The 21071-nt window shown below is 41.9% G+C and carries 25 protein-coding genes; 24 read left to right on the forward strand and 1 reads right to left on the reverse strand.

All coding sequences use genetic code 11. The features are described from left to right. The first annotated feature begins 34 nt into the window (after positions 1 to 34). The 24 genes from H9X84_RS07455 (at position 35) to H9X84_RS07570 (ending at position 20187) form a co-directional block, all read left to right on the forward strand. Positions 35 to 373, forward strand: coding sequence for a hypothetical protein (locus H9X84_RS07455; RefSeq protein ID WP_087990164.1), 339 nt, complete (start codon positions 35 to 37; stop codon positions 371 to 373). Positions 374 to 417: 44 nt separating this feature from the next. Further along, positions 418 to 1338: a hypothetical protein gene (locus tag H9X84_RS07460; protein ID WP_334298070.1), complete on the forward strand. Its 921-nt coding sequence runs from the start codon at positions 418 to 420 to the stop codon at positions 1336 to 1338. Between the two features lie 50 nt (positions 1339 to 1388). Then, the gene (locus H9X84_RS07465) at positions 1389 to 2351 is read left to right on the forward strand and encodes a DNA adenine methylase (protein ID WP_205133666.1); all 963 of its coding nucleotides are present in this window, start codon (positions 1389 to 1391) and stop codon (positions 2349 to 2351) included. Between the two features lie 15 nt (positions 2352 to 2366). Then, positions 2367 to 2675: a hypothetical protein gene (locus H9X84_RS07470; RefSeq protein WP_205133667.1), complete on the forward strand. Its 309-nt coding sequence runs from the start codon at positions 2367 to 2369 to the stop codon at positions 2673 to 2675. Between the two features lie 79 nt (positions 2676 to 2754). Continuing rightward, positions 2755 to 3909, forward strand: a complete 1155-nt coding sequence (locus H9X84_RS07475) for a hypothetical protein (protein ID WP_205133668.1) — start codon at positions 2755 to 2757, stop codon at positions 3907 to 3909. Continuing rightward, complete coding sequence (locus H9X84_RS07480; protein WP_205133669.1) at positions 3899 to 4756, forward strand: class D sortase; 858 nt, start codon at positions 3899 to 3901, stop codon at positions 4754 to 4756. The genes H9X84_RS07475 and H9X84_RS07480 overlap by 11 nt, the downstream gene beginning before the upstream one ends. An 80-nt stretch (positions 4757 to 4836) precedes the next feature. Beyond that, the gene (locus tag H9X84_RS07485; protein ID WP_205133670.1) at positions 4837 to 5595 is read left to right on the forward strand and encodes a CHAP domain-containing protein; all 759 of its coding nucleotides are present in this window, start codon (positions 4837 to 4839) and stop codon (positions 5593 to 5595) included. Between the two features lie 96 nt (positions 5596 to 5691). Further along, positions 5692 to 11193, forward strand: coding sequence for a SpaA isopeptide-forming pilin-related protein (locus H9X84_RS07490; RefSeq protein WP_205133671.1), 5502 nt, complete (start codon positions 5692 to 5694; stop codon positions 11191 to 11193). A gap of 60 nt (positions 11194 to 11253) precedes the next feature. Next, positions 11254 to 11601 carry a DUF3852 domain-containing protein gene (locus H9X84_RS07495; protein ID WP_205133672.1) on the forward strand — a complete coding sequence of 116 codons (348 nt, stop codon included), beginning with the start codon at positions 11254 to 11256 and terminating at the stop codon, positions 11599 to 11601. Positions 11602 to 11687: 86 nt separating this feature from the next. Further along, positions 11688 to 11885: a hypothetical protein gene (locus H9X84_RS07500; protein ID WP_087990171.1), complete on the forward strand. Its 198-nt coding sequence runs from the start codon at positions 11688 to 11690 to the stop codon at positions 11883 to 11885. 5 nt (positions 11886 to 11890) lie between these two features. Next, positions 11891 to 12190, forward strand: coding sequence for a nucleotidyltransferase family protein (locus tag H9X84_RS07505; protein WP_205133673.1), 300 nt, complete (start codon positions 11891 to 11893; stop codon positions 12188 to 12190). A gap of 25 nt (positions 12191 to 12215) precedes the next feature. Continuing rightward, a complete protein-coding gene (locus H9X84_RS07510) occupies positions 12216 to 12542 on the forward strand; it encodes a DUF86 domain-containing protein (protein WP_243423613.1) in 327 nt (108 codons plus the stop codon). A 68-nt stretch (positions 12543 to 12610) separates the two neighbouring features. After that, the gene (locus H9X84_RS07515) at positions 12611 to 13147 is read left to right on the forward strand and encodes a DUF4259 domain-containing protein (RefSeq protein ID WP_205133690.1); all 537 of its coding nucleotides are present in this window, start codon (positions 12611 to 12613) and stop codon (positions 13145 to 13147) included. Between the two features lie 24 nt (positions 13148 to 13171). Next, entirely contained in the window at positions 13172 to 14032 is an 861-nt protein-coding gene (locus H9X84_RS07520; protein WP_205133675.1) for a conjugal transfer protein TrbL family protein, read from the forward strand. A 31-nt stretch (positions 14033 to 14063) separates the two neighbouring features. Then, complete coding sequence (locus tag H9X84_RS07525) at positions 14064 to 14357, forward strand: DUF4314 domain-containing protein (RefSeq protein ID WP_205133676.1); 294 nt, start codon at positions 14064 to 14066, stop codon at positions 14355 to 14357. A gap of 14 nt (positions 14358 to 14371) precedes the next feature. Next, positions 14372 to 14737 carry a DUF4406 domain-containing protein gene (locus H9X84_RS07530; RefSeq protein ID WP_205133677.1) on the forward strand — a complete coding sequence of 122 codons (366 nt, stop codon included), beginning with the start codon at positions 14372 to 14374 and terminating at the stop codon, positions 14735 to 14737. Between the two features lie 17 nt (positions 14738 to 14754). Next, complete coding sequence (locus H9X84_RS07535; RefSeq protein ID WP_205133678.1) at positions 14755 to 15081, forward strand: hypothetical protein; 327 nt, start codon at positions 14755 to 14757, stop codon at positions 15079 to 15081. Next, positions 15017 to 15610, forward strand: coding sequence for a hypothetical protein (locus H9X84_RS07540; RefSeq protein WP_205133679.1), 594 nt, complete (start codon positions 15017 to 15019; stop codon positions 15608 to 15610). Before H9X84_RS07535 ends, H9X84_RS07540 begins: the two co-directional genes overlap by 65 nt. Next, positions 15607 to 17418, forward strand: coding sequence for a VirB4 family type IV secretion system protein (locus H9X84_RS07545; protein ID WP_205133680.1), 1812 nt, complete (start codon positions 15607 to 15609; stop codon positions 17416 to 17418). The genes H9X84_RS07540 and H9X84_RS07545 overlap by 4 nt, the downstream gene beginning before the upstream one ends. A 62-nt stretch (positions 17419 to 17480) precedes the next feature. Then, on the forward strand, positions 17481 to 17816 hold the full coding sequence (locus tag H9X84_RS07550) for an LPD28 domain-containing protein (protein WP_072852756.1): 336 nt from the start codon (positions 17481 to 17483) through the stop codon (positions 17814 to 17816). Between the two features lie 22 nt (positions 17817 to 17838). Continuing rightward, a complete protein-coding gene (locus H9X84_RS07555; RefSeq protein ID WP_205133681.1) occupies positions 17839 to 18789 on the forward strand; it encodes a C40 family peptidase in 951 nt (316 codons plus the stop codon). A gap of 15 nt (positions 18790 to 18804) precedes the next feature. Further along, on the forward strand, positions 18805 to 19158 hold the full coding sequence (locus H9X84_RS07560; protein WP_205133682.1) for a hypothetical protein: 354 nt from the start codon (positions 18805 to 18807) through the stop codon (positions 19156 to 19158). A gap of 18 nt (positions 19159 to 19176) precedes the next feature. Then, a complete protein-coding gene (locus H9X84_RS07565) occupies positions 19177 to 19893 on the forward strand; it encodes a hypothetical protein (RefSeq protein WP_205133683.1) in 717 nt (238 codons plus the stop codon). A 21-nt stretch (positions 19894 to 19914) separates the two neighbouring features. Then, positions 19915 to 20187: a DUF6103 family protein gene (locus H9X84_RS07570; RefSeq protein WP_205133684.1), complete on the forward strand. Its 273-nt coding sequence runs from the start codon at positions 19915 to 19917 to the stop codon at positions 20185 to 20187. A 20-nt stretch (positions 20188 to 20207) separates the two neighbouring features. Here the strand turns inward: H9X84_RS07570 and H9X84_RS07575 are convergent, their stop codons facing one another. Further along, entirely contained in the window at positions 20208 to 20825 is a 618-nt protein-coding gene (locus tag H9X84_RS07575) for a hypothetical protein (RefSeq protein WP_205133685.1), read from the reverse strand. Positions 20826 to 21071 lie beyond the last annotated feature (246 nt).

Below are 21071 nucleotides of genomic sequence, written 5' to 3' on the forward strand. Positions count from 1 at the left end.
TGTTTTTTTATTACTTATTAAGGAGGAATTTTATATGATTCGTTTGTATGTGGCAAGTGAAAAGTTGGTAAAAGAGGAAAAAGACATCTGTGTCAGATTGGTGCTTCCGGTAGAAGAAAATGAAATCTGGATTGCTCTTCAGAAGGCAGAAATGGAATCGTTGGATGACTGCGAGATTTCAGATGTGGAGTGTGATGTGGAAGAAGCACAGGAGTTTTTGTGTTCTTTGGAGATCAGCAAAGCAAATATCTTTGAGTTGAATGTTTTTGCCGGTCTTCTTTCCGCATTGCCGGAAGATGAATTGATGCTTTATCGAGAAAAATTAAAAGATAAGCAGCCCAAAAGCCTCGAAGAAGCTATTTATGAGATTTGACGCAGGCAGAAAAAATTGCAAAGGAGGTGTAGTCCTTGAATGAAGTGATAAAGCAAATGCAGAAAAGAATTGTGGAAGGCATACAGCTTCCAGATAAGAAACAGCAAAATCAGTTAAGAAAAGATGTGGAACAAGCACTGCAGGAAAGCATCAAGGATTTAGCAGAGCATGGCGGCGGACCACAAGCAGAAGACAGGTTTTGGAAACGATTAGAGCATATTGCAGCCAAAGAGCCGGAAAATCGAATCATATATCAGCACTATCAGGATATTAGTTATTTCTGGCAGTATACGGAAAACTGGTATAGTTGCTATCCGCCGAACTTAAGCGAGGAAGAAAGAGAAAAGTCACTTTGCACTGTGGAGATAGAAAGACCAGACAGCGAAAAGTATGGAAGTTATCTCACAGCGTTTTTGCCATGTGATTCGGAAGGGCTGAAGAAGTTTTTTGAAGACAACGGTATTGATATGAAAAACTGTGATATTGGTGAGATTTATTGCGGTTCTGAAAAAACAAGTGTACTGACAGAAATTTTTGAAAGGATGCCCAGACAAGACATAGATATTTTTCGGCTCAACGAAGTGTTTAGCAGATTTGAAAAACTTTCGGAAGAAATGCAGGAAGTATATCAATTGGCAGTACAGCTGAAAGAACCAAAAACAGTAAACCAGTTAGGGGAACTTACTGGTCATCTTCCGGCAATATGCGTGGTTAACGGTATTAAAAATGAAAACCAGTTAGGTGAGTTCTTAGTGGAAAATGAACTTTTTGACACGACATTTCCTAATGAAGTGTTGCCGTATCTTGACTACACAAAAATAGGCCGGGAGTATATGCAAACACATAAAAGTAAAATCATTCATGGTGTGTATGTGGAGGATACTTCTTACTATGAAATGGTGCAGACTGGTCAGGAATCAACAGACGAAAACGAACAAAGCGATGATTATGAAATGAAGCTGTGAAAGGAAGGGATTAAAATGGATAAAGGCTCATAGAAGTGAGGCGATGAAATATGGTAAACAGCATGATCCCATGGATCGGTGGAAAACGGCAGATGCGTGAGTTCCTCATTGCACGTTTCCCACCGCAATATGATAAATATGTAGAAGTATTCGGTGGTGCTGGTTGGGTTCTTTTCGCCAAAAAGCCGGAAAAGTTCGAGCTGTATAACGATGCCAATTCCAATCTGACCAATATGTTCCATGTGGTAAAACATAAGCCCATGAGCTTTGTAAAAGAGCTTGGTTTTTTGCCGCTGAACAGCAGAGCAGAGTTTGATCTGATGCTGGACTGGCATAGAAAGCAGGATTTTTCACTGCCATATCAGACAGAAGAAATGGCGCTGGCAAAGATTTATCTTTCCCCTATAGATTTTCGGGAGTATAAAGAACTGATCACAACACAGGCTGAACTGGGCGATGTGAGGCGAGCAGCTACATTTTATAAGCTGATCCGCTACAGCTATGCGGCAGGTGGAAACAGCTTCAATGGTCAGCCGGTAAATATCGCCCAGACATACCGCACCATATGGCTTGCCAACCGCAGGCTGAATGAAAACGGCGCGAAGAGTGATAGTGAGATTTTGATGGCTGGCGGAAATCCGGGCAAAGGCGTGATCATACAGAATAAAAGTTTTGAGGTCATCATTGATTTATATGACAGTCCAACAACATTCTTTTATCTTGATCCTCCGTACTATGGAACAGAAAAGCAGTATGAGGAACTGTTTACATTGGAACAGCATTATCTGCTCCGTGAAGTGCTGGGAAAGATAGAAGGCTTTTTTATGCTTTCATATAATGACTGCGAGTTTATTCGTAAACTGTATAAGGATTTTTATATTACGCCCTTTGAACGACTCAACAGTATTTCGCAGAAATATACACCAGGGGGTATGTTCAAAGAACTTGTAATTACAAATTACGATCCAGAACTAAGATTAAAAAGTCAGCCAAAACAGCTGACACTGCTATAAAAAGGAGGTATCTATATGACAATAAACTGTTTTAAGACTGTAAGTGCAAAGGGGTCCATTTATCTGCCTGTAGCACTCAGAAGATTTGTTGGAATCCATGAGGAGGATGTGGTGCAGATAACAGGAAGGGGTGGGATTATTTTAATTAATAAGGCGGAAGTGACTGCGGAGAACCCTGTGGAAGTGCTGCAGGAAGATTTCCAAAAAGAAAAGGAAGATGCGGAAAAAGAACGAGATCAGATCAAAAATAGAATTAAACAGTTGTTAAGCGAAGGAAAGTCCTTAGATGAAGTATTGGACGAAGTCCTTCGCTTTTTGTTTTGAAAGAAGGTGAAGAAATGGATTTTGAGGACAAATTAAGCAGCTTAAAATTATATTTTATATGGAAAGGAGCGAGAATGTTATGAAAAAAGCAATCTTGTGTTTGATTGCGGCAGTATCACTGCTTCTGCCTATGCCGACTGAGGCGGCTCCCATGAGCGTAGAAACACCAATACAAAAGGAAAATACTACTGAAAATACATTGCCTGTGCCTGTTTCTGTGGAAAGGAAAAATATAGACGGTGTGGAATATTTGGTCAAGGTTTATGATCTACCAGCAGATACGCCACAGGAGCAGCTGGTGGAAGAAGACTTTGTATTGGAAGACTTCTTGTTTAGCTATATCACTACAGATAAGCAGATCAATGAAAACAAAGACACAAAGGAAGTCACAGAAGACGCAAAGGCAGAAGGCAGTTCTAAAAATCTGGAAGAAGTCATCAAACTCTTTCCAGCCACAAAACCTTATGATAAAGATGGATATCAAGGTACATTAACACTGGATACCGGCAGCATCGTCACAGAGGTAGCAGGCTATACCACTAAGAACTATACGGTGTCTGCCACAAAGGAATATCCAGGCTTGATGTATGCCGATCCTTCTTACGTTGCTCAGTCAACAATAAAAGATGGATATACATTGCCCTTGACCAATGTCAGCTGGACCGTTATGGGAACATCCCTTGCCGGAGATACTTTGGTACCCACAGAGTATAAGGCAGTAGCTACTTATTCCAAAACATTCAGCTCGCAGGTGCCTACGGGCTATGTGTCCACAGCAAGATACAAAGGCAATGTAACGAAGACAACGGCGGATACGGCAACATTTACCATTACTTACGCAGGAAAGCTGATAGAAAATGGAATGCCGCCAGTATTAAAAGCAGTAACAGGTATTATTGCAGTACTGCTTTTGGGCTGTGCCATTGCCATGCTTTTGCTTTATCTGAAAAACAGGCAAGGGGCGGATGTGTATAATCTCATTGACAAAGAGTATATCTGCATCGGAAGGCAGAATATCAATCCGAAACAGCCTGTGATTGATTTGAATGAGTTTGAGGACTTAATCCAAAGCAATGTATTCCAGTTTGTACTGGACAAGAAAACAACAAAGGCACTTTTCGGCAGGAACATCAGTGTGACCTATAAAGACATGACAGTAAAGCACAGAGTCAATGAGAAAAAAGGAGAATATCGATTTGAACTGGATTTGGGAGGTGTGTTGGATGCGGAATAAAATGAGAACGATGCTGCTTTTGTTTTTATTTTCTGCTGCGGGCTTCTGCGTTCCAGCTTATGCGCTTGACTCGGATTTGAGCTACAATTACAAAACAGAGAATCCGGAGGAGTTTGTCATTGTGGGAAAATCCAATATCAATATCCAAGGAGAGATACCGGATTATCTCAGGGATATTTATGATGTATCGCCGCAGACAGTCTATGATTCAGAGTATGGGGCAAATGTGGTGGAGCCAAATGCACCATCCATTAACAACACTACATACGCACCAACCAATGCACCAATCAATCCTTATACCCAAAGTCCAAACAGTCTGATTACAGGTACAGCCTATGGCGGGGGTACCAGTGGAAGCTACACAGCAGATATTTCTTCAGACGGCTATGTGACAAATGAGATTCCGGAACAGGTATATGATGAGGTTCTGCAGTATCCCTTAACAACCATTGAGCAGGTACGAAACAGCGATGGAAGCATTGGTGTATTGAAGATTCCTGAAATTGGGCTGATGGTAACCGCCTATGACGGCGATACCTTCACAGCCATGAAAAAAGGTGTGGGACATTTGGCTTCTACTTCCTGCTGGAATGGAAATATCGGTTTGGTAGGGCATAACAGAGGCACCAATGACTACTTTGGAAAACTGAAAAAACTGGATATTGGCGATGAAATGACCTATACCACAAAACTTGGCACAAGAACCTATGTGGTAAGATCCATTACAAAGATTGCCGATACGGACTGGTCAAAACTGCAATATACCAGTGACAACCGTCTGACATTGATTACCTGTGTGGAAGATGTACCTGATCAGCGTCTTTGCGTACAGGCAGTACAGAAATAATCTTTTGCTTGCAGTGTAACTGGTTTTTCGATATAAGAAAGGTAGGTGGAATACAGGATGAAAAGAATGAGGTGAAGAGCATGAAAAAGAAATGGATGGCAGTCATGACGGCAATACTGGCTATGAGCAGTACCGTACCAGCGTTGGCACAGCACATTTATGCTGGGGACGATGTAGAAAAGGTGGTGAGCTATGACGAAAACGGCAGGAAAGTCATTACATTGATATTTGATCCTGAAAAAATGCCGGAAGAAGTGCGCCAGCAGCTGGGTATTGGAAGTCCAGCAGAAAACAAAGAGAATACAACGAAATTAGAAAATGTTTCTACAGCGGTAAAATTGACAGAACCGCCCAAAGAAGGTGAGGTGTTAGCAAATATCCAGTATGTAGATGAAACAGGCAGACTGAGATATACATCTCCATACTACACTTACGGATATGGTCAGTGTACATGGTACGCAGGCGGAAGGTTTGAGGAGATGCATGGCATCCATATTTCTATCCATGGATACGCCAAAGAGTGGCTGGACAGCAGTAGGTGGGACGCATCCCTGGAAGTGGTAACAGATCTATCATCTGTACCGGAACAGTCCATAGCCATCTATGTGCCGAAGACAGACAATCGACTGGCTGGTCATGTATGCTTCATCGAATATGTGGAGCGTGATGAAAAGGGAAATCCTCTTTATATCTACTACACAGATGCCAACGGCAAGAAAGATACCGTGAAAAACGCTTACACACCAGGCGTAGACGGTATGGTGATTAAAGAAGATTACCAGACATTCTTGGAAAACAGCCAGCTGAAACTGGCTGGATATCTGAAAGTAAAAGAATAAATGAAAGTATAAACAAACAAAGGCTTTGCAAACAGACAGCTGCAAAAATGCGGACTGTATGAGCAAAGCTTTTTTTATTGAAAAGGAGGAAAACATATGTCAGCATGGAAGAAATTTACGGCTTTTCTTATGTCAGCTTTTCTGCTTCTGACAACAGGTGTGCAGGCATTTGCCGGTACATCCATGGAAGATGCGCTGAACAAGGTAAATCTCTATGTCAAACAGGACAAGGGTGCACAGCTTTTGACATGGAAAGGCATCATTGACAGCAATAACTTCGCACCGGCAGTTATTGTGTATCAAGCAGAAGACGGCAAAGAATATCCGGCATTCTGTGCCAATCCAAACCGACCGGGTGTAGAAGATTTAGCAGGCAAGTCATACGACGTGGATGTGGATCAGCTGGATACTGACCCTGCGGTCTGGGGCGTTATTACAAACGGCTATCCTTATAAAACACCGCAGGAAATGGGTGTAAATACAGAGTATGAAGCCTACTATGCTACAAAAATGGCAGTATGGGCAGTGGTTCATGATAATTATAGCAACTTAGATGACTGGAAAGCCAACGGCAGCCAGAACGCACATGTAGAAAAAGCCATGAAGGATTTGGTAGCCAAAGGCAGGGCAAACCAGTATGTATATAAGTCATGGCTTGCCATCAACCCAAAGAACCAGACAGTAGATACAGATGATAAGGATGAGAATTATCTTTCTCAGGAATATACCTTAAAATCTAACGTAAATATCCGTAGTTATCGTGTGGTGCTTGATGGGGATGTGCCGGAAGGAACAATCGTAACTGATGTGAACAACACACCAAAGGACAGCTTTGAAGGCACAGAAACAACATTTAAAGCATTGATTCCAAAGGATACCGCAGAAAACAGCGGCAGCTTTCGTGTATTGGTAAAAGGCAAATTAGAAAATAAATCCGTGCTTTTTGGAATTTCTCACGATGCCAATAAGCAGGATTATTATGTAGCACCGCTTCCAAGCTATAACGGGGATTCCTGGGTAGATTTGACCTATTCCACAACCGGAACTGTCGTTCCTGGAGAACCAGACGATCCAGAAAATCCGCAGGTGCCTGAACCAAGCCCAGGCTTACAGATTTTGAAAGTAAAGAAAGGTACAACGGAAGGACTGGCAGGCGCCGTATTTAAAGTTGAAATTGACGGCAAAACCATTGGTCATTATGTGACCGATGAAAACGGCGAAATCCTGATTCCGGATTTAACAGGCACCGTATCTGTCACAGAGGAAGTACCGCCTGTTGGTTATGTATTGGATGAAGAAAATCATAAAGATGTAGAGATTGTGGATGCGGATGAACCTACAGTGGTGACATTTGCCAATGAGGAAATGGCACAGCTTGAGATTACGAAAGTTGATGCGGATACAGGTGAAACACTTGCAGGTGCAACAATCAGGGTTGCACTGGATGACGGCTCCGATTCCTGGGATGTATATACCAACGCTTCCGGCAAAGCGACACTAACCAATATGAAAAGCGGCACCTATACCATAACGGAGATTGTGGCACCAGAAGGCTATTTATTGAATGAAGAACCTGTTCTTATTAAGCTGGAACCGGGCAAAACAGCTACAGTCACACTAAAAGACAAAGCAAAACCAGGGATTGTTATCAAAAAATATGACGAAGATACAGGATTTCCTTTGGAAAACGCAGAATTTTCCGTTGCCAAAAAAGGCGGTTCTATCGTGTATGAAGGTATGACAGATAAAGAGGGCAAAATCAAGGTGGAAGGCTTAGAAGAAGGCTGGTACACCATTACAGAAATTGCACCGCCAAAAGGCTACCTGATTTCAACAGAAAGCAAAGATGTGTATCTGGAAGGCGGCAAATGCGTGGAAGTGAAATTCGATAATCGTTTGCGCCCTTCTCTCCAGATTATGAAGATTGATGCCGAAACAGGAGAACCCCTTGCAGGTGCTAAGTTCAAGGTACAGAAAACAGAAGACAAAACCGTCAGTGAGTATGTAACGGACGAAACAGGAACAGTTGTTATCCATGACCTTGACGAAGCTGTTTATACAGTGGAAGAAATAGAAGCACCTGACGGCTATGCCATTGATCCGGACAGCCATAAGGACATTGCTTTGGAATGGGGAAAGACAAAGACACTTGTATTCTCCGACACCAGAAAACCGGCTTTGGAGATTATCAAAGTAGATGCCAAAACAGAGGAACCTTTGGCAAATGCTAAGTTCAAAATTACAAAAACAGAAGATGATACCGTCAGTGAATATATGACAGATGAAAACGGAAAAATTACCATCCAGGATCTGCCGGAAGGCATTTACACTGTTGAAGAAATTACTGCACCAGATGGATATATTCTTGATACACAGCATAAGGAAATCGAGTTGTCTGCCGGTGACAGCAAGCAGCTTATTTATGAAAACACAAGAAAACCAGACCTCATTATCACGAAAATAAATGTTTTGACAGAAAAGCCAGTACCTAATACCACATTCAAAATTGAGTATGAGGGAGAAAACGGCGGTGTAGTGCCACTTGGCACTTACAAAACTGATGAAACTGGTCAAATTATTCTGGAAGATGTAGAAGTCGGTTGGTATATCATTACAGAAACAAGACCGGCACAGGGAATGAGTCTTCCTTCCAATCCTGTTACAAGAAAATACCTTGCACCAGGAGAAAATGCCTATCTGACGGCAGGCAGCGTGGATTCGCAGACACCGTCTTTGGGAACAGGCAACACAGCCTCTCAAAGTAAAGTAACTGTGACATCAGGCAATGACTATATTGGAGAAGAAATTCCAAACTATCCGCTGAACAGTTTGGTTATCAAGAAAACGGATGGCATCACTTCTGAAATGTTGGAAGGAGCAGCTTTTGAAGTACGAAAAGTATCGGAAGACATTTCCGGTAATTCCGGCACCATCATCGGCAGATATACCACAGACAGCTCCGGTATCATTGTCATTACCGGATTGGAAGCCGGCGCTTACCTCATTGAGGAAGTGCAGGCTCCTGCAAACTATCTTATTTCCGAAAACAGTAAGCAGCAGGCTTGGTTAAAAGCAGACGGCACATCTGTGGTAGAGGTAACTTTTGCCAACTATCCTTATGGCTCTCTGCTCATCACAAAAGTGGATGCCTTGACCAATAAACCATTATCCAATGCCACTTTCCAAGTAACAACTGGTGATGGAACGGTGGTTGGAAACAGCAACGGTATGTATACTACAAACAGTGATGGCGAAATCCTGATTCCAAATCTGAAACCAGGCAGTTATGTAGTAACTGAGCGCATTGCACCGGAAGGATATGCCTGCGATACAAAACCGCAGACCATTGAAATTGGTACAGACGGCGCTACATACAAAGTACAGTTCCAGAACCAGCCTATGTGCTCTCTCGTGATTTTGAAGAAAGACGCTGATAACGGCAACCCACTTTCAGGTGCTCAGTTTAAAGTAACTACATCAAAAGGCACTGTTGTAGGAACAAATAACGGCATATTTACAACAGACAGCAACGGTTCCATTACCATACCAAACTTAGAAAAAGGAAGTTATATTGTGGAAGAAGTAAAAGCTCCTGAAGGATATGTTTTAGAAGAACAGTCAAAAACTATTGAGATTGACTTTGGAAAAACATATACATTGGAGTTTACAAATAAGAAAATGACTTCTTTGGTTGTAAAGAAAGTTGATTCTGTGACAGGTGAGCCATTAGTAGGTGCCAAGTTCTTGGTGGAAAAACAAAACGGTGAACACGTAGGCGAGTACACCACAGACAGTACCGGAACAATCTTGCTTCCGACACTTGATCCAGACTGGTATGTAGTAAGAGAAACAAAAGCTCCAGATGGTTATATACTTGATGAAACTCCAAAAACCGTTGAAGTAAAAACAAACGTGCCAACGGTGGTAACATTTGAAAACAAGCCGCTTTCAGGAATCAAAATCGTAAAAGCCGATTCCGAAACAGGGGAACCCTTGGAAGGTGTTTCTTTTGCTGTGTCAAAAATGAATGGCGAAAAAATCGGCACATTCAAAACAGATCAGGAAGGTATGATCTATATCTCTGATTTGGAAGACGGCTATTACACCGTAACAGAAACAGAAGGATTGGAAGGCTATCACTGGGACAAAGAACCGAAAACAGTAGAAGTGAAATCCGGCAAACAAACCATTGTAGAAGTGGAAAATCAGCCATACTCTGGTCTTGTTATTGAGAAAACAGACAGCAGAACTGGCGATCCAATCGAAGGTGTGGAATTCCTTGTGACAAAATTCAACGGCGAGCAGATTGGATACTATGAAACAGATGAATCCGGCTTGATTGTCATTGAAGGGCTGGAAGAAGGCACATACTTGGTAAAGGAAACAAAAGAAGCCAAAGGCTATAAACTTGGCAGTGAAGCCAAAGAAGTGGAAATCAAAGACGGCAAAAGAACAACATTAAAAGTGGAGAATGATCCAATGTCTTCTGTATTGATCCATAAAATCGACTCTGTCACAGGAGAAGGCATTCCAGGAGTGAAATTCCTGTTATATGACAGTGACAATGAACCAATCGGTCAGTTTGAAACAGATGACGAAGGCTATATCTGGATCAGAAAAGAATTGCCGGAAGGCAAGTACAAACTCAGAGAATTAGAGCCTGCAGAAGGCTATATCTCCGATGACAGCGAGAAAACATTCTATGTGCAGAAAGGCAGAACAACAGAAATCGAGTGGGAGAATACACCGGAAGTCGGTCAGATTGTCATTACAAAACGTTCTGCCGAGTTCAATGAACTGACAGGTCTTCCTGCCGGTTCTCCATTGTCCGGCGCGGTATTTGAAATCTATAATACCACAGGAAATTTGGTAGATAAGATTTCTTCTGGCAGCAATGGTGTTGCAGCATCAAAAGGTTTGCCTGTAGGTGTCTACACAATTAAGGAGGTATCCGCACCAAGATATTACGCTTTGAATGATAAAACTCTTTTGGCAGAAATCAGGCACAACGGCGATATTGTCAGATTTGAAGTGCTGAACAGCAGTATTTCTTTGAACTTGACGATTCAGAAAAAAGGAGCAAACGCCGCATTTCCTGGACAGACCATCCAGTATGACATTTATGAAGTGCAGAACGGCTCCTCCGGCACTTTGGAAAACTTCTATATCCATGACAGGATTCCAACAGATGCCACAAGAGCGTTGAAGATCGTCACAGGCACATATTCCGAAAGAATGTATTATAAGATCACTTATAAAACGAACTACAGGGATTATCGTGTGCTTGCGGAAAATCTTCTGACAAAGAACAGCTATGAATATAGTCTCCATCCAAATGTACTTGGCTTGGCAAATGGGGAATATGTCACAGACGTGCGTCTGGAATTCCCGAAGGCAAGCCCTGGCTTTAAGATGCTTGAAAATATGTCTGTATTCTGTCAGGTAATGCCGAATATGCCGAAAGAATACCGTATCGTCAATAGAGCAGATGTAGGAGGAAGATACGGCAATGAATGGGAAAGCGCAAAGACCAGCTGGAACACAACGGTGTGGACTGTGAATACACCGCCGGTAACGCTTCCCAAAACAGGTTATTAAAAATATGATTTCTGGGGCAGTCTTAAGGCTGCCCCTTTTCTATGAAAGGAGAGAAGAACAATGGCAGTAAGATGGAAAAGGGTATTTTTGCTGACAGTGGTTGTGCTTATGGCAGTGATTCTATTTGCACCGCCAGTATTTGCGGCACCGGATAGTGGTCAGGTTTCCACAGCCATTGAAAGCACTTGGAAAACAGCAGCAACACAGATTAAAACCGTAACCAATAACGTGATCTTTCCAGTGGTGGATTGTGTGCTGGCAATCCTGCTTTTTGTCAAATTAGCTATGGCTTACTTTGATTACAAAAAGCATGGCGAGTTTGATTTCGCACCGGTGGCAATCCTGTTTTTCGGGCTGGTGTTTGCTATTACAGCACCGACTTATATCTGGAATATTCTTGGGATTTAAGTCGGGGAAAATCCATTGAGTCAAGCCCATAAAAATGGTATAATATCTACAAAAGCAGGAAAAAACAAAAAAGTAAGGAAGTTAAAATGAAGGACAAGGAATGGATCATCAAACAGACGGATGCGTCTATGAGATTGGAAGGAATGCCTCTTACAGATCAGGACAAAGACAGAATCCGTTCTTGTGTGGGAGATCAGGAAAAAGTGGAACATGTCATTGGTGAATTGGTAGACAGTTATCGAAAAAGCGTGTCTGTGAAAGATATTTCAAACATAAGGAAGTGAGGAATATGGCAAAAATTTATACTATAGAGGAATTGAAAGCCATTATTATTCCCATAGCAAAAAAATATGGAATCCAAAAAGTATATCTCTTCGGTTCCATGGCACGAGGCGATGGCGATGAGAACAGTGATATTGATTTGCGTATTGAAAAAGGTGAACTAAAAGGTTTGTTCGCCTTGGGAGGGTTTTATGCGGAAATCTCAGAAGCCCTGCAAAAGAATGTAGATGTGGTGACAACCGGCAGTCTGGATCAGGAATTTCTTGACGAGATTAAAGAAGATGAGGTGTTGCTGTATGCGGGCTGACAGAAATGCGGAAGTGCTGAAACATATGGTAAAATACTGCGACCAGATTGAAGAAACCGTTCTGCGTTTCCAAAAAGATTTTGCGGTGTTTGCGAAGGATCACATCTATCAAAATGCGGTTGCGCTTTGTGTGCTGCAGATTGGTGAGCTGACAACAAAATTGACAGAGGAATTCAAACAAACCTATACGGGAATGCCTTGGAATCAAATCAAAGCCATGAGAAATATTGTGGCGCATAATTACGGCAGCATCGATGCAGAAATATTGTGGGAAACCATTGAAAATGATGTACCGCAGCTGAAAGCGTATTGCTTGGATATTTTACAAACCTTAAATAATGAAAACAGATAAAAAAGAAACAGGAAAGCCTTTATCCATAGAGATAAGGGCTTTTTTTATGGAAAAAAGGAGGAATGATGATGGGATGCTGGGGTATAAAAGCATTTGAATCAGATGAAGGTCTGGATGCCTTGGAATGGATCAGAAACCATATTCCGGAAGACGGCTGTCTGCACTTAAAGGAATTGTTGGATCAGTTAAAATTAGACGAATGGTGTAGACCGCCTGCTGCGGAAAACGGAGAGTCCCACAGCAGCACAATGCTGATTGCGGAACTGATGGAAAGCTTTCAAAATGGTACTATAGAAGAATGGGAGTATCTCCCGAATAACCCCTTTGAAAAAGTGGTTTCATTTCTTGCGGAAAAGGAATCCGTTAAAGAAATGTGCGAGTATCTTTCCAAAACATTGGAATCCGCCAGGGAAAATGCACAGAACAATCAATGGAACGGCTGGTTTGAAGAAACCAACTGGAACAAATGGCAGGAACATATAGAGAGCCTGATTGAAACCCTGCGTAAAATTCTGGAGCAGGATGGAGATGTGCTGGAACTGATACAGCAGACGGCACAGGAGATATCAGAGGAACACATAGAAGGTGGTATGAACATGGAATAACAGAAAGCGAAGGTGATGAAAAATATGTTTGGCTTAGACTTCGCCGTAGACGGTGTGCTGGATCAGTTCTGTGACTGGATCTATGGCAAACTGATCACATTCTTTGGTGAGTTTTTCAGTATGATTAACATGATGGGTGCGGAACTTTTTGAGCTGGATTGGATCAAAGCAATCCTGCTCTTTTTTTATTATTTCGCCTGGGCGTTGTATATCGTTGGTATTGTAGTGGCTGTGTTTGACACAGCCATTGATGCACAGAGAGGAAAAGGCAATTTTCAGGACTTGGCGTTAAATATCATCAAAGGTTTTTTCGCCGTCAGCCTATTTACTGTAGTACCTATCGACCTTTATGTCTTCTGCATCAATCTGTCAAATGAACTGATTGGTACCATTGCTGGTATGTCGGATTCACCAGGAAAACTTGGTGCCATTGCCACTATGGTGCTGGGCAGCTTTGAAACACCTGGTGCCAATGTGGTGGTGTCTATCGTGTTTGTCATACTGATTGGATATGCGGTCATCAAAGTGTTTTTCGCAAACTTAAAACGAGGCGGTATCCTTCTTGTCATGATGGCAACCGGCAGTCTTTATCTGTTCAGTGTGCCAAGAGGATACAGCGACGGATTCGTATCTTGGTGCAAACAGGTGGCAGCTCTCTGCCTGACAGCGTTTTTACAGACCATTGTACTGGTTGCAGGGCTTGTCACCTATAATGCAAATATGCTGCTGGGCATCGGATTGATGCTTTCCAGCACAGAGGTACCAAGAATCGCACAGAACTTTGGACTGGATACCAGTATGCGTTTCAACGCAATGAGTACGGTATATTCCGTAAATTCCGTAGTCAATATGGCACGTAATGTAGGAAGAATCGCAGGCAGATGACCTGAAAAATTATTATAAAGGAGTGAGTTCTATGAAGTGGGTAGATAATGGGAGAAGAATGGCGGAAAGAGCAAAAGAACTGTTCCCACCAGGTACCAGAATTCAGCTGATCCACGTGGATGATCCATATAATCCGATACCTGACGGAACAAGAGGAACGGTCAAGTTCGTGGATGATATGGGAACGGTATTTCCTGATTGGGATAACGGCAGAGGTCTTGGTGTGGTATACGGTGAGGACAGTTTCCGAAAGCTCACACCAGAAGAATTGTTGGAAGAACAGCAGAAAGAAGACATGGATGAGGACATGAATATGGGAATGTAAGGGAGGTTTTCAAAATGAAAATGGTATATATCTGCTCACCATTGAGGGGTGATCATAAGAAAAACATAGCAAAAGCAAACGAATACGCCAGAGAAGAAGCAATGAAAGGAAACTGTGCTATCGCACCACATTGTGTTTTCACACAGTTTTTGGACGATGAAGTGCCAGATGAACGTTGGCTCGGACAGGAAATGGGGAAAGCGCTTCTTTGCAGGTGTGATGAACTTTTGGTTTGTGGCAGTATCATTTCAGAAGGAATGCGTGAGGAAATCAAAACTGCATATGAGAATGGTATTGCTGTTTTGGGCAGAGATTTGTCCATTGCGGATATCGAAGATGCGGTATTTGGAGAAACAGAGCAGTGCTGTGAGATGGTATAAAAGGCAGGTGAGAAGCAATGTATATCTATCCGGAAAACCTGAAAGGCAAAAGCACCATGTTCCTTTGGACACTGCGGGATATGCTGATCATCATCATAGGCGCGGTGCTGTCTGCCGTCTTTGCGGCGGCTCTGGACTGGATTGTGCCGGGGGTAATGGTTGGCGTGTTCACCTTCTTGACATTGCGTATTGATAACGAGCTGAATATCTCAGACTATATCCGCTTTGCCTTTCGGTTTTTTGTAACCACACAACAGATTTTTTATTGGAGGTTTGCCGATGACAAAAATGAGAATTGGAAAGAAGAAATCCACCAGAGAAGAAATAGGCGCCAGAAATATTGACGGGGTTGGTGTGGAAACATACGGCAATGACTATCTGGTTTATTTTCTGGTACAGCCGGATAACATTGCGGTGCTTTCGGAAACAGCAGTAAAAACAAAAATCATGGCAATGTCCAGTGTCATCAAAGGGCTGGACTCCATTGAGTTTTCCTGCATCAATTCCAGAGAAAACTTCGACCAAAACAAAATGTTTTACAAAGAACGTCTGGAGGAAGAAGAAAGCCCGAAGGTGCGAGAAATATTGGAAAAAGACCTGATCCATCTGGACAGAGTGCAGATACAGACGGCTTCCGCAAGGGAGTTTTTGTTTATCCTCCGCTTTCGCAACTATAATCCGGAAACAAATGAGGTACAGACCGGCATCAGCAGAATGACAAAGCTGTTGAAGGACGCAGGGTTTTCCTACCGCCAGGCAAGTAAGGAGGACATCAAAAGGCTCTATGCTGTTTACTTCGTGCAGAATATCACGCAAGTTTATTTCGATGACTATGACGGCGAGAGATTTGTAAAGGGGGATGAATACCGTTGAAAATCAGCAGAACAAAGAAAACAAAAGCCTATATTCCCAAAACGGAAGAAGAAAAAGAGCAGGTCAGGATCAAAGAGTTTTTGGATATGTGCGCACCTTCTGTGCTGAAGTTCTACCCTGATTACTATATCTGCGGCAGCAGTTTCAGAAGCACATGGGTGGTGCGTGAATACCCAACAGATACAGAAGAACAGGCACTGCTCAAGCATTTAGGCGACCGTTCCGGCGTTACATTAAGAGTCTACACCAGACACGTCACACCAGCGGAAGAAAGAAAAATCATTTCCAATGCAGCCAGCAGGAACAGAATGAACCGTTCTTCGGGTAACATCCAAAAGGAGATTATTGCAGAGTCAAATTTAAACGATGTCATGAACTTGATCGCACAGATGCACAGGGATAGAGAGCCATTGGTGCATTGTGCTGTGTTCATTGAAATATCAACGCCCACACTGGAAAAGCTGAAAGAAATGCAGGCGGAGGTGGAGGCAGAGCTGACACGCTCGAAAATATCCGTAGATAAATTGTTTCTAAGACAGAAAGAGGGCTTTGAGAGTACACAGCCATGCGGAAACAATGCTTTCCATGAGCAATTCGAAAGAGTCATACCAGCAACCAGTGCTGCTAATCTCTATCCATTCAACTATTCAGGGAAAGCCGATCCGCAAGGCTTTTATATCGGACATGACAAATATGGAAGCAACCTTTTCATTGATTTTCAAAGAAGGACAGACGATAAAACCAATGCCAATGTCTTGGTACTTGGCAACAGCGGACAGGGCAAAAGCTATCTCATGAAACTGCTTCTTTGCAACATGAGAGAAAGTGGAATGGATATCGTCTGCCTTGATCCTGAACTTGAGTACAAAGATTTGGCGGTCAACATGGATGGATGTTATATCGACTTGATGGAAGGAGAGTACATCATTAACGTGCTGGAACCAAAACGCTGGGAGGAAGACAGCGGATCAGTACTGCCAAGGCATATTTCATTCCTTCGTGATTTTTTTCGTGCCTATAAAGACTTTACCAGTGCGGAAATCGATGTTCTGGAGATATTTCTGGAAAAGCTGTACGAAAGCAAAGGCATTACAGAGGATATCGACTTTTCAGAATTAAAACACACAGACTACCCTGTGCTGTCAGATTTATATCGCCTTGTGGAAAAAGAACTGAACCAATACGAAGAAAGAAAGGGGAATATCTATACCAGAGAAACAGTCAGGGATTTATGTTTAAAGCTGAAATCCATATGCATTGGTGCCGACAGCAAATTTTTCAATGGACACACCAACATCACAAGCAATCGATTTATCTGCTTTGGCACAAAGGGCATTACAGATGCAGATACGGCGATACGAAACGCTATGCTGTTCAATGTCCTTTCTTTTATGTCTGATGCCCTGCTGTCCAAAGGGAATACGGCGGCATTTATTGATGAGCTGTACCTGTTTTTAACCAATATGACTGCCATCGAATATATCCGAAACGCCATGAAGCGTGTGCGAAAAAAAGGCAGTGCAGTTATTATTGCCAGCCAGAATATCGAAGACTTCAACAGAGCTGATGTGAGAGAAATGACAAAACCCATGTTTGCCATTCCAACACATCAGTTTTTATTTAATCCAGGAAATATCTCCAAGAAGGAATATATGGAAATGCTCAGGCTGGATGATTGTCTGTTCGATCTGATCAGCAGTCCTTTAAGAGGTGTCTGTGTGTTCCGCCATGGCTCAGAAGTTTACCATCTGGTAGTAAAAGCACCGCAGTATAAAGAGGATTTGTTTGGCAGTGCTGGAGGCAAGTAGAAATCAAAAAGGAAAAACACTAAACCTATCAAAAAGAAAAAACATAAAAGGGAGAGATTTACATGATGAAAGACGCAAGAGATGAAGACTTTGAATTAGCAGAAATTGATAATGTTGTGGTGATTTTTACCAATGCACGTATTGATCGAGATACGGTGCCTTTTGATTTATACTGCTATGATGTCAGAGAGTCAGAGGGCTTTAGTGGTGATCCAGTTACGCTGGAGAAGGTTGTTTCCATAAATCACTGGGGTACCATTTTATCAAAAAAACCGTTTCCTTTGGAAGATGATGCATACTATCCGTTGAAAGACGGCATCAATTATCTGGGAGAAACCTGTACAATGGATGAGTTTATGGAAATGAATCCAGAAGACGAAATGGATGTTATGTTTTAAGAAATAAAAGAAGGTGAGGCAAATGGCAAGTCCTATGGCAGTTGCCGTTATGACGAAGAAAGCGTTGGAGCTGGCAGAAGACAAACGAGTGCGGACACTGCTGGCAAGTATCGTGGCAGGTATTGTAATCGTGATGCTGATACCGCTGCTGGTTATGGTTTCTATCTTCAATACACAAGCAGGATTCAGTCAGGAGGTGGCAAGGATTGTATTTGATGGTGGACCTATTCCAACGGATATTGATGCGGAACTATCCAAAGCCATGGAAGAAATGATTGATGCCTTTGAGGAATTGGATCAGACAATAGAATCATTGGAAGAAGAAGGATTTGACGATCTCAAAGTCAAGTCCTTTTTTTATATCCTCTATTTTACAAAGGAAATGACAGACTTTGATGAAGAATTCTATGCAGGTTTTGTGGATTGTTTTGTGGGTGAAAAAGAAGATGACGAGATTTATGAGGAACTGGAAGAATACCTTTCCTATGAGTTTACGGAAACAGAAAAGATAGAAATTCGAAATCTATATCTCTTTATCAAATATGGATATGCCACAACAGATAAAATTACAGGCATTCCTGGGGAAGCCTTCAATGATGAAACTTTTGCAAAACTCATGCAGGAAGCCACGAAATATATCGGCTTTCCTTACCAATGGGGCGGAAGTACTCCGGAAACCAGCTTCGATTGTTCTGGCTTTGTATGTTGGGTATATACCCATTCCGGAGTCTATAACCTGCCCAGAACAACAGCACAGCAGATTTATAACCAGTGTACACCGGTGTCAAAAGACGAGGTGAAACCAGGAGATTTGGTGTTTTTTACAGGAACATATCAGAGCAGCAACCCCGTAACTCATATTGGAATCTATGTTGGGGACAATCAAATGCTGCATTGCGGCGATCCCATCGGCTATGCAAACTTGGGGAATTCCTATTGGGTGAAGCATTTTTATGGATTTGGCAGATTGTAAAGGAGTGTGAAAAATATGATGAAAGAAATTACGGTAGGAGAATTGAAAAAAATGACGGATAAAGAAGGATTGATTCTTCAAGGCTGTGGCGGAGATTTAAAAGAGTGGGAAGATGGTGTCAATGAACTGTTGACAGAGTCAGGTATTTTGCTGGAAGGAGATACATTCAAAAATGTTTATGTTTTTGAAAACGAAGGATTAACAAATTTGTTGTTTGATATGGACGATGTCAAGTTGGATGTAGGAAAGCTTGCCATGTGGAGAATCAATACCCACCAGCAGTTTGGCGGTACATGGCTCAGTGATTACTTGACAAATCGTTTTGGAATTGGTGAAGATATGGAATCTTCTATGGAGCCGGAGCTTTAAGGGGAGGAGTGAAAAAGTATGGAACAGATGAATAGAACACATTTTCAAAATATGATGGCGAAGCTGGAAAACTTCCGTGAAGAAGAAATCCAAGTGCTGCAGGAATATCTGGAGCCGGTTTTTGAGGTAAGAGAAAAAATATTATCTTCGTTTTCCGAGGAAAAAGCAAGCAGCAGATTCTCTGTTGGAGAGATTTCGGATGAGCTGATGTATGTGAATTTGTTGGAAGATCTGCTTCAGACAGATGAGAGGATATCAGAATGCCGAATGGATTTTGATGCCTGTGATATAATCCTCTACCATAAGCAACCAGAACATTCCTATGACAGCATGAAAACAACAGAGCAAAAATATGAAGGTGTAGCAGCCATGAATCTGTTTTATCGCGAGCTAGGAGATGCGATGTTTTACTATAACCCTGATGAGCCAAACAAAGGCTGTGTGGTAATCGAGAAAATCATTTCTCTTAGTGACGAGGACTTCTGGTTCTTTGGAGAAAACATCAAGCAGGAGGCTTCCTTCATTACGGATAACGAAGAGCTGCAGTATTTTGATCAGCAGATGACTTTGCACTGCCTGTTTATCCAAAAAGAGGATGCGGAGTTTGGTGTTTTGATCAGCCATGACCAAAAAAGTGGTGAAGTTTATTCTGGCTATCTGCCGAACTTGGATCAGTTTCAGGAGATTGGGTGTGAGATTTCAGAAAAAGAAGACTGCATGGAACCGCAGATGTAACCGAAAAAGGAGGTGGATATCATGAAACTTTCTGCGATACAGGTTAAGTTTGAAACCAGCAAGTACTTGGCATTGAAGCGATATGCGGCAAAAAAAGAAGTATCTTTGGAGCAGGAACTGGAAGAAACACTGAACAGGCTGTATCGAAAACTGGTGCCGCCAGATGTCCGAGAGTATATTGAAGAAGGCGAAGAAATGGAAAGAGCAAGTAAACCAAAAGCGAAAAACGAAGAAAAAGAACCTGGGAAAGAACAGAATCAAGCAGAACAGCCGCAGGATAGCCAATCCGTTTAAGGGCAAGAGAGCAGCTGACATCAGCTGCTCTCCTCTGTGAAAAACCGATTCAGATATAGACGGAAGATCTCCTGATCCGTTTCCAAATCCCGTGACAGGAAGCGTTTCGTGATTTCAATGACAATACCTTGGCGAAATAGCTGCATCAAAGAACAATGAAGAAAACAATTTATTAGTTGCTGTTGGAACTTTTCCCAAACATTTTTTCCCAGATATTCTATGAGTTTTTCTTCTGTTTGCCTGAAATCGACCAGGTCAACAGATAGATGATAAGAATGCATATATTCATTATAAAACTCTTTTATGGCTTGTTCTAATAAGGAATCTGCCAGTGCAGTCCAGCAAAGTTCCATTTCAGTGGAAGGCTCCTGACAATCAAACATTGGTATGGAACCGTCGTTTTTTTCTAAATCATCCTGTATTTTCTTCTGCAAATCCGAAATGGATTGATAAATTTCATCTTCCAAAGCGCAGAAATCCATTTCTACAATCAAGCGAAAAAACATGGATAGATAATGATTGAGTAGATAATTTTTCTGTCCAAGAAGCCGATGAAATTCTTTTGCGGTACGAAAAATATCTGAGAACGCTGATGTGTTTTCAGATTGGTGCGAAAGAAAATATTGAAAAATATCCATAAATAAAAACCACCTGTTCACCAAAGTCGGCAAAGCCGCTTGTGGTATATAAACTCTGTTGACGAAAGGTGTCAAGAAGAAAATGAAAAGTAGTTTAACATTTTAGAAAATAAATATGATATAATAAAATTCAATGTAGGAGGTGAGAATGATGAAATACATTTTGATGCATAGAGAAATTGAAGTTGCAGAAATTGAGTTGGATGAATTATCCCATATTACAAATATATATGAGGTGTACGCAGA

The sequence above is a fragment of the Anaerotignum lactatifermentans genome (assembly GCF_016902535.1).
GTDB lineage: Bacteria > Bacillota > Clostridia > Lachnospirales > Anaerotignaceae > Anaerotignum > Anaerotignum lactatifermentans_A.

What these genes read in the sequence shown, in the direction of transcription:
- H9X84_RS07455 (WP_087990164.1), top strand. Translation starts at nt 35, where the DNA reads ATGATTCGTTTGTATGTGGCAAGTGAAAAGTTGGTAAAAGAGGAAAAA.
- H9X84_RS07560 (WP_205133682.1), top strand. Translation starts at nt 18,805, where the DNA reads ATGATGAAAGAAATTACGGTAGGAGAATTGAAAAAAATGACGGATAAA.
- H9X84_RS07470 (WP_205133667.1), top strand. Translation starts at nt 2,367, where the DNA reads ATGACAATAAACTGTTTTAAGACTGTAAGTGCAAAGGGGTCCATTTAT.
- H9X84_RS07520 (WP_205133675.1), top strand. Translation starts at nt 13,172, where the DNA reads ATGTTTGGCTTAGACTTCGCCGTAGACGGTGTGCTGGATCAGTTCTGT.
- H9X84_RS07550 (WP_072852756.1), top strand. Translation starts at nt 17,481, where the DNA reads ATGATGAAAGACGCAAGAGATGAAGACTTTGAATTAGCAGAAATTGAT.
- H9X84_RS07575 (WP_205133685.1), bottom strand. Translation starts at nt 20,825, where the DNA reads ATGGATATTTTTCAATATTTTCTTTCGCACCAATCTGAAAACACATCA.
- H9X84_RS07465 (WP_205133666.1), top strand. Translation starts at nt 1,389, where the DNA reads ATGGTAAACAGCATGATCCCATGGATCGGTGGAAAACGGCAGATGCGT.
- H9X84_RS07530 (WP_205133677.1), top strand. Translation starts at nt 14,372, where the DNA reads ATGAAAATGGTATATATCTGCTCACCATTGAGGGGTGATCATAAGAAA.
- H9X84_RS07490 (WP_205133671.1), top strand. Translation starts at nt 5,692, where the DNA reads ATGTCAGCATGGAAGAAATTTACGGCTTTTCTTATGTCAGCTTTTCTG.
- H9X84_RS07540 (WP_205133679.1), top strand. Translation starts at nt 15,017, where the DNA reads ATGACAAAAATGAGAATTGGAAAGAAGAAATCCACCAGAGAAGAAATA.
- H9X84_RS07570 (WP_205133684.1), top strand. Translation starts at nt 19,915, where the DNA reads ATGAAACTTTCTGCGATACAGGTTAAGTTTGAAACCAGCAAGTACTTG.
- H9X84_RS07480 (WP_205133669.1), top strand. Translation starts at nt 3,899, where the DNA reads ATGCGGAATAAAATGAGAACGATGCTGCTTTTGTTTTTATTTTCTGCT.
- H9X84_RS07495 (WP_205133672.1), top strand. Translation starts at nt 11,254, where the DNA reads ATGGCAGTAAGATGGAAAAGGGTATTTTTGCTGACAGTGGTTGTGCTT.
- H9X84_RS07535 (WP_205133678.1), top strand. Translation starts at nt 14,755, where the DNA reads ATGTATATCTATCCGGAAAACCTGAAAGGCAAAAGCACCATGTTCCTT.
- H9X84_RS07525 (WP_205133676.1), top strand. Translation starts at nt 14,064, where the DNA reads ATGAAGTGGGTAGATAATGGGAGAAGAATGGCGGAAAGAGCAAAAGAA.
- H9X84_RS07485 (WP_205133670.1), top strand. Translation starts at nt 4,837, where the DNA reads ATGAAAAAGAAATGGATGGCAGTCATGACGGCAATACTGGCTATGAGC.
- H9X84_RS07475 (WP_205133668.1), top strand. Translation starts at nt 2,755, where the DNA reads ATGAAAAAAGCAATCTTGTGTTTGATTGCGGCAGTATCACTGCTTCTG.
- H9X84_RS07505 (WP_205133673.1), top strand. Translation starts at nt 11,891, where the DNA reads ATGGCAAAAATTTATACTATAGAGGAATTGAAAGCCATTATTATTCCC.
- H9X84_RS07555 (WP_205133681.1), top strand. Translation starts at nt 17,839, where the DNA reads ATGGCAAGTCCTATGGCAGTTGCCGTTATGACGAAGAAAGCGTTGGAG.
- H9X84_RS07565 (WP_205133683.1), top strand. Translation starts at nt 19,177, where the DNA reads ATGGAACAGATGAATAGAACACATTTTCAAAATATGATGGCGAAGCTG.
- H9X84_RS07510 (WP_243423613.1), top strand. Translation starts at nt 12,216, where the DNA reads ATGGTAAAATACTGCGACCAGATTGAAGAAACCGTTCTGCGTTTCCAA.
- H9X84_RS07500 (WP_087990171.1), top strand. Translation starts at nt 11,688, where the DNA reads ATGAAGGACAAGGAATGGATCATCAAACAGACGGATGCGTCTATGAGA.
- H9X84_RS07515 (WP_205133690.1), top strand. Translation starts at nt 12,611, where the DNA reads ATGGGATGCTGGGGTATAAAAGCATTTGAATCAGATGAAGGTCTGGAT.